This window comes from Paenibacillus anaericanus (genome assembly GCF_003994475.1).
Lineage (GTDB): Bacteria > Bacillota > Bacilli > Paenibacillales > Paenibacillaceae > Fontibacillus > Fontibacillus anaericanus.
On record NZ_RZNY01000064.1, the window covers coordinates 1 to 8,665 of the forward strand.

Here is an 8,665-nt window from a genome sequence, read left to right on the forward strand (position 1 = left end):
ACTTGGAGTTTCATGAGAAGCGCTATGTTGTTGAAACACTAATTAATGAGCTGCTTTTAAGATTTGAGGATTCTCGTATTCAAGTTACGGCGATTGGTTATCTAGATGAAATACGTTCAAGCATGAGGGGAGGGGATAGTGTAGTATCACCGTTAATACTTGGTGAATTGAAGAAAATAAAGTGTTAGATACTACTCAAAGGAAAGCTGTTTATTGCAGGTATCCACTTACTTAAGGGTGGATATCATAGAAACAAAAAGTCAATGTAATCTAGCAATAACCCCTTTAATTCAAGTGATCGTTGCAGTAGTTTATCTAATCCGTTATATGGAATCGTCATCCACTGACTGCATTCAGTTATGCTAAGATGTCTATAGTTCGCGGTTCGATTTCCCTGTGTAATTGTTGATGTGATCCATTTTACACGATCTTCAAGGCGTCGTTTTTCATCTGTCACTTAATATTTCAATCCGTTACTTTACCACATTTGAGTGTAATAACTCTATGTGGTTTCTTTCTGTATTTTTAGACAAGACCTCATCTCTAGTCAAGGATTTATCCTAGTATACATATATCGAATTGCCTGAAACCATCCATTATTTCTTGTGGCGTTATCAACCTAAATATAAAAGAAGTCTTCTACTTAATAGGTCACTTCAGATTTGCTCAAAAGTGCTTCATATTCTGAATATGCAAATAAATTATATGGGCTGGGGAATATCATTCAAATAAGCTTATCCTGATATATTATATGACACATTACCCGAAACTTATTGAGAAAATCTGAATGAAACTCAAGGAAGAAACAAATCGCCTTCGCTTTATATTGCATTGGATTGATGTGTCTTCACAATACAGGTCATTTAAGGGCAGTTATATAAGAACTAACTTTAAAAGTGTATACACTTTTTTTCTCTAATTCAAATTTAGACAAAATTGTTCATAATTTGCAATTGAATACAAATATTGGAATATAGTATTGTTAGATGTGAGAGATAATGCCGAAAGGGGATTGAATTAATTGTCGTATAAGTCTATTAAGCTTAGTTTATTGGTTTTCCTGTCGTTGCTTTTCATGAGTGCTTCTGTTCATGCGGGTACTATTCACTATCAATATGATGAGAATAATCAATTAAAAGATGTAACAGATCAGGAGAAGGCGGTAAAATACATTTTTGATGAAAATGGAAATATTGTAAAAAAGAAGTTACTGCTAAATAGATTTAATAGTGTTAGTGCAGGATATAATCATACCTTAGCTATTAGACAAGATGGAACGGTATGGGCATGGGGTTCGAATGATTCTGGTAAATTAGGGAATGGCACGTTTTTTTTCCCTTAATACAAGTGCAAGTTAAAGGATTAAGTAATGTCGTAGCTATAGAAGCAGGTCGTTCGCATAGTTTAGCAGTTAAACAGGATGGAACAGTTTGGGCATGGGGTTCGAATAGTAATGGTCAGTTAGGAGATGGAACAACAACAGATCGTAATACACCAGTGCAAGTCAGTGGATTAAGCAATATTGTAGATATAGCGGCAGGTGCTAGCTATAGTTTAGCAGTTAAACAGGATGGAACAGTTTGGGCGTGGGGTAAGAATGATAATGGTCAGTTAGGAAATAGAACAAATATCAATCAAGTAACACCTGTGCAAGTCAGTGACTTAAGCAATATTGTAGATGTAGAGGGAGGTTATAATCATAGTTTAGCTATTAAAGAGGACGGGACGGTCTGGGGATGGGGATATAACGGGTTTAGTCAATTGGGAGACGGAACACGAGAATCTCATAATTCGCCCATTCAGGTTCCAGGTATAGGAAGTGTACAAGCGGTGGTTGCACAAAATGATTTTAGTTTAGCATTAAGAAAAGATGGAACGATCTGGGGATGGGGATGGAACCATAGTGGACAACTAGGGGAAAAGTACTTCATTAGTACACCCGAACGAATCACAGATATAAGCGATATCATTGCAATTGAAGCAGGATATGCAAGAAGTTTAGCAGTTAAACAGGATGGAACAGTTTGGATGTGGGGAACAACGCCGGTACAGGTCGCAGACAATACCATATCTATTGGAGCAGGCTATGGGCATACTGTGATCATCAAACAGGATGGGACACTATGGGCGTGGGGGCAGAACGGTTATGGTCAGTTAGGAGACGGAACAACAATAGATCGTAATACACCGGTACAAATAAATAGGGGGGAGTAAAGTTTATGGCCTAGACGGAGACGGCACATCCGAGACCGATTCAAATTAAGCAAAGCAAAATTATTATGCAGCCTATTCTAAATTAAATAATGAAACTCTCTATCATGTTGCAGACCTCATAGCTAATTAAATAACATAATCCGCCAAGAGTGCGCTGATCCTTAGACAATGCTGTTAGGAAGTAGCATTGAATGGGAAAATACGATAGTCGTATGACTAATGAGTAAATTATAGGAGGTCATTATGAAGTTAATGAAACGGAGTATCTCTAGTTTTCTTTCAATTCTATTAATTTTCTCTCTACTAATTACACCAGAGAAAATCGGTTATGCGAGTGGAATAAATCGGTTGGAAGCACAGGAAACACAAAGTTCTGAGTTTACATCGATCACGGATCTAACTAATCAAGAGGAACAACTGCTTGCAGTAGAGGGTGATGGAATATTATTTGATAATGATAATCGAAGCGAAAGAATTTCAAAGGCACAACTCGAATTAATACATACGAATTTTACGACAGAGATGCTACAGATTGTGGCGTATTTCTATCCGGAGTTGAATGAAGAGCTCACACTTCAGCAAATACTCGAAAAGCAACAATGGACGGAATCTTATGCTCATAATAGATTTAGAAATTTAAGCCCTGATGCACAAAAACAAATACAAGAGTTAGCCCCACTGGTCGCATTAAGTGCTGAGTACGAAATAAACCCAGCTGTACTCGAAGAAATAGTGAACGCCTCTCAAATGAAATCAGTTACAGAAGCCATTTATAGTACTATTAGTAGTGTGATGGATGACGTGTATGGAAATCATCCCGAATCTGGTTTTTTATTGTCGCAAAATATAGAGCCAGGATTAAAAGCGGATACGGATAAAAATTCATCTTATAAATATGAAGAAAATACCAACGATGCAATCGATCCTATCTATCGAACAAGTAATCAAAAGAATGTTGATTTAAATTTAAAGGGTAGAAATGGACTAGACATATCGTTAGTCCGCTCATATAACTCACTAAATGCTAAAATAACCGATCCAACCTACAGTAATGAGAACTTGACAGCAGACCAAATAGAGCAATGTAAAGAAAACATTACTTATTTTACAAATGAATCAGATTGCTTGGGAAATATACCCCAGACAGCTTGGCTCCACTCCAATGAAAACTTTATTGCAACAGGTTGGGAACTTAATATTCCTACCATGAGTAAAACCTTTCGAGATTCGATACGTTGGCTATATGTTCCATCGGCTTATACAGATCCGAATTCCCCAGAATATTACCTAACCGAATTTTACAGCCGTTCCTATGGTCATAGTATCGAGGATCAGGAACTCACATTTCGGTTAGATGATGGAACAACATATACCTTCCAAGGCACCAAAACAACCCCTTCGAAACAACCTTATGACAATGTGACCTACACAAGAGGGAGCAATAATCATTATTATTTAACCGTGAATGATCAAATTACTTATGAATTCACTTTTGACGACATAACAGGTACAGGGCAAATTCTTTCCAAAAGTAATCGGTTAGGGGATCAAATCACCTATAATTATCAATCCGATCGGATTGTCATCACGGATACAGTGGCAAGAACGATTGAGGTTCACTATGCACCAATCCAATCTGGAGAAGTGAGCAAACAAATTACAGGGATCATTGTAAAGGATTCATCAGGGACTGTGATCTATCAATTAGAATATCAAACCAGCTTTAAGTCCCTAAATACCAGTCTACGAAAATTTCAATCAGATGAAAACGAAACTTATGGGATACAAAATGTAAGTACATCCTATGTTCAATTGAACGCCATTTACGATATGATTGGCAATCATCAGCTTGAGACCTATACATATTTTGACCCGAATACGATTGGGACTCATGCAGATTTCAACATGGAGGATGACTATAAGTTTAAGAACGATGCAGAGGGCTCTCCTAAACTGGAAGTTGGAAAAATGGAATCTAGCGATATCGTTGAACGAGAAGGTCAGACCTATGGGGAATTGGTTTATCTGTTATTGAAAAGTATTGATACAGATACAGGCTTAAAAACGCAATATGAGTATCAGTTTTATAATCCAACGTGGATCAATGCACAAGACTATTTACTTCGGGATGCCATGAGAGGTACTACACGCTTGTATTTAGATCAATGGGTACTTACGTATATCGGGTACCATCCGGTAATAGATGTAACTTATTCCTATAATAGTCAAGATAGTTCATCAAAAGTATTGATGGACAAAGTAAAAGGGGAAAATAACACCGAAGAAGTATGGAGATATCCAAGGATTGATACGGGGCGTCTACGGTCTAGTCTTGTGCGTAATGGAGATATAGTGAGCACTGCATGGACGCGTGATCAAATCGATTATAAAGAAATACAGACCGATACGTATCGATTAAATCCATTGGGAATTATGGTATTAGCAAGCCAAATTTCAGAGACAGAAGGATTAACCAATTCGCTCGATTCTGTGGAGGGATCAACGCGCTATATCTATGCACCTAAGCAAGTCGAGACGTATGTTTATGACAATCTAAAAACAAATCCATCTACAATCTATTCATCGGATGCAGGCTTTAGTCAGGATCCAAAACCTGATAAGATCCGTATGTATTTGGAGCAGCCCTTAGTAGGTCCGCCTGCTGGAATAAATAACTACGCAACAAAAAACAAACTTGAATATGATACGTTTGGGTTTGTAGTTTCAGCAACAGATGATCTTGGAAATACAACAATTTACCAATATAATGGTCCCAACCACCAAACAAGCTATAGTAAACTGACTGCTGCTGACGGATTGACCACGGTAGAAACAACTTATTCATATAACACAAATGGAGTAGTTGACAAAGTAACACAGCATAACTCATTTCTAGATGAAGGCGTCAAGAAAACAGATAAGACCGAAACAGTTTACTCCCAGTTTAATGCGTATCAACAGCCGGGACACATGCAAGTCACGAGCACAGGAGACCAAGTTGATACAACAATGGTGAGGAACACAGATCTACAGTATTCGAGTAATGGACTCCATGTTACGCAACAAACAAGCTACGTGACATTGCATACAGACGGCACTCCTGAAGAGGTGACAACACAATATCAATATGATATAAGAGATCGCTTAACTAAAACAATCTACTCAGATGGAAGTGCTGTCGACTATTCATACGACTGGAAGGATAGGTTGATCAGCGAAACCTTTACCCCATCGGGAAGTAATCCAGGAAACGCTCGAACAGCGACTTATATTTACGATGATGCTACACGCACTATCACTTATGAATCACCTGATGGCGAGAAATGGATGTCATACTACTCCCCTTATGGTGGATTGGAGAAGCAAACACAACAAATTGGGACTAATCTTCGGACATTGGTAGTAAATCACTTTAATGAAACTGGACTTGTACTTCATGAAACCCTACCATTTGGAGAAGCTACGAAAAAAACACAGTACGTTTATGGTGCTAATGGTAAGGTTGCGAAAACTATTGATGCACTCAATCAGGAGACGATATATAACTATGCAAATGCTGCTCATCAGACGAATGGAAGTGCTACTTATTTACAGGATACAATTAAACAAATTGATCCAGATGGTAAAGAAACATGGACATACATTGATCGACATGGTCGTGTGGAGAAAATCGTTGAAAAAAGTGCGAACAAATTAAGAACAACAAAGAAAACGAATGATGCATTAGGGAGAGTTCGGAAGTTACAATTAACCTCAAGGTCACAGATTCAAACGACAGAGTATAAGTATGATGCATTTGGTAATGTAATTTCTTTGAAAGATGAAATGGGCAATATCAATACCTATAAATATGATGCTATAGGGAAAGTTACTCGCATTTTAACCAACGGTGTTCCACAGAAAACGAAAACGTATAATGAAACCGGATGGTTGCTCAGTGACACCAATGCGACTGGTCAGGTAGAAAAATATGATTACAATATTCTCGGATTAGTCAAGGAATACAAGGATAAGTCTGGAAAAATCCATCAATACAGCTATACTCCTTACTATGAAGAACAACGTTTTTCCATTAAAGATAATGGAGCAGAAGTGTATTGGTCACAACAAGACTATGATGACAATACTCGTTTGCTTACGGGATTATCTACTAGCGAAGGAGAGAATTTGACTTATACGTATGATGAATGGAATCGATTAGGTAGTCAAACGGTCGCAGGGAAACATTATTCATTAGGTTATAATCAATCAGATCAATTGACGACATTAACGTACCCGGATCAAAAACAAGTAAGCTATACCTATGATCCGTTACAGCGATTGAAAACAGTAAATTACCCTGATATGGGTACAGTGAACTATGATTACAATGTTGGTTCAAATGCTAATAACTATACGATTTCGTATCCGAATCTTGTGAGTCAAGTCCGAGTCACGGATGCATTCGGTGAATTGGTTTCAGTAACCTTTGGGAAAGGAATAGGAGCATTTCAAGAAACTTTTGGTTATGATGGGTTCGGAAACATCATCAGCATTCTAGACAACAGGATGTGGAATTTAACCACATTTAAATATGATGGACTGAACCGAATACAAGAAGAAAACCACCACCCATTAGGAACGAATAGCTATGAGTATGATGACCGTGGAAATCGAACCTCATTAAAAAGCGATATGGCTTCTATTCTGATAGACGGTAGTGAGACTTTCACGTACAATGCATTAAATCAATTAAAGTCATTTACCAAAACAGATACACAAGCATTGTACACATACTATGGAGATGGACTACACGCATCTAAAACAGTCAATGGTGAGAGAACACAATATGTATATTTAAATGGTCACGTTATCGATGAACTTAATGCTAGTGGAAATTCAACAGCACGGAATATTTTTGGGAATGAATTGTTATTCCGTAAAGATGAGGCTACTAGTAAAGCTGGATATTACTATTACAATGGTCATGGTGATGTTGTTGCAATAAAAGACAATGCGGGTTATGACATCAATACGTATAGTTATGACATCTGGGGAAATATCTTAGAACGGACAGAAGGGATGAATAACCCATTTGCGTATACTGGTGAGATACATGATGAAGAATCTGGATTGATCTATCTGCGAGCTCGCTATTATGATCCTCAGATCGGACGGTTTATAACGGAGGATACGTATGAAGGGCAGATCACAAATCCGCTGAGTTTGAATCTTTATACGTATGCTCACAATAATCCGTTGATTTATTCAGACCCAACTGGACATTTTGTTTGGGTTATTCCTGGGATTATAGGTTTGGTCGAAGCAATTTCAGCGGTAATAGTTGTGGCAACCGGGGTTACTGTTGGTGTGGATTTGAATGATAAAGGAATTAATGTATTTGATACTATAGAAAGTAAGAGTACAGTAATTCAGGAGCCAAAGTTAAAAATATATTCAAAGCCATATGTTAGCACACCGCCAGTAACTAAAAAAAAGGTGATCGTGAGTCAGCAGCAGAAAGTTAATAAAGGTCCAATAGTCAGTCAACAACCTAAATTAAGTGAAGGTGCGGACAGTGGATATACTTTCGCAGGCACAAAAACGATATTGAAAGAGAGAATGCTTCCCACAACCGGAAAAATTAGATATATTCCACCGGCTTATTGGACACCATCTCAACCTCTTCCAAGAACCGGAAATGGAGGTTATATCGATAAATTTGGGAATGTTTGGTCGAAGGGGCCTTCAAGAACTGCTGGTCAACCTTTTGAATGGGACGTAAATCTTTCGAATACTGGGAAAGCCCAATTAGAGTGGGCTTCACGTGACGGTTCTCATCTTAATGTTTCTTTGGATGGTAAGATTACTCATAAATAACTATTAAATCAAAAGGGGAAAGACATGTTCATTAAATTATTCATTGAAGGTATTTCGCAAAGTGATGCTGAAAATGAACTATGGAAGATAATGCAGGAGCGTAATTACAATCTGCAGTCACTAAAAATAGAACAAATAACTAACTATTGGAAGTTAGAGAGTGTCTATGTTTGTGAGGTCACGCTAATGTTAAAGCCACATGTAAACGAAGAGGAGTTTTTATATAAATTATCAAATAAATGGTTATTTTTTGAGGATGAACAAACTGAAGCTTTATGCTCTGATACAATGGAGGGCTGTACTATATATTGTGAAAAAATAAAAATGATTAATGCCTTTTATTAGATGGATTGGTATATGAAATGCGACCCAAACAATAAACCATTCGTCGATAGTGGCGAGGATTGGCTGATACTGGAGGATAAGCAAAATGTTCTCGAGACAAATTCTCATCTGCATGAAGGGAATGAAGTGCAGATTACTACCGTTGGAGCATTGGGTGAAATGAAGCGTCAGCGGTTTTTAAGTTGAGAACGACATCGTTTCGTGTCCACAACCTCAAGAAATTCGATAACACAGGCGAAGATATGGA

The 8,665-nt window shown here is 37.7% G+C and carries 6 protein-coding genes; all 6 read left to right on the top strand.

Annotated elements, in window-relative coordinates; genetic code table 11:
- A partial coding sequence (locus EJP82_RS28260) for a hypothetical protein (RefSeq protein WP_211350339.1) occupies positions 1-188 on the top strand: 188 nt, incomplete at its 5' end.
- An 833-nt stretch (positions 189-1,021) separates the two neighbouring features.
- Positions 1,022-1,342: an RCC1 domain-containing protein gene (locus EJP82_RS27420; protein ID WP_246054458.1), complete on the top strand. Its 321-nt coding sequence runs from the start codon at positions 1,022-1,024 to the stop codon at positions 1,340-1,342.
- 5 nt (positions 1,343-1,347) lie between these two features.
- Positions 1,348-2,214 carry an RCC1 domain-containing protein gene (locus tag EJP82_RS27425; protein WP_127195254.1) on the top strand — a complete coding sequence of 289 codons (867 nt, stop codon included), beginning with the start codon at positions 1,348-1,350 and terminating at the stop codon, positions 2,212-2,214.
- A 243-nt stretch (positions 2,215-2,457) separates the two neighbouring features.
- Positions 2,458-8,073: a polymorphic toxin type 17 domain-containing protein gene (locus EJP82_RS27430; RefSeq protein WP_127195255.1), complete on the top strand. Its 5,616-nt coding sequence runs from the start codon at positions 2,458-2,460 to the stop codon at positions 8,071-8,073.
- Between the two features lie 24 nt (positions 8,074-8,097).
- A complete protein-coding gene (locus EJP82_RS27435; protein ID WP_127195256.1) occupies positions 8,098-8,418 on the top strand; it encodes a hypothetical protein in 321 nt (106 codons plus the stop codon).
- Positions 8,419-8,430: 12 nt separating this feature from the next.
- Positions 8,431-8,604 carry a hypothetical protein gene (locus tag EJP82_RS28110; protein WP_170220323.1) on the top strand — a complete coding sequence of 58 codons (174 nt, stop codon included), beginning with the start codon at positions 8,431-8,433 and terminating at the stop codon, positions 8,602-8,604.
- Positions 8,605-8,665: the final 61 nt, after the last annotated feature.

Coding starts and splice junctions, on each gene's coding strand:
- EJP82_RS27430 (WP_127195255.1), top strand. CDS start 2,458: ATGAAGTTAATGAAACGGAGTATCTCTAGTTTTCTTTCAATTCTATTA.
- EJP82_RS27435 (WP_127195256.1), top strand. CDS start 8,098: ATGTTCATTAAATTATTCATTGAAGGTATTTCGCAAAGTGATGCTGAA.
- EJP82_RS28110 (WP_170220323.1), top strand. CDS start 8,431: ATGAAATGCGACCCAAACAATAAACCATTCGTCGATAGTGGCGAGGAT.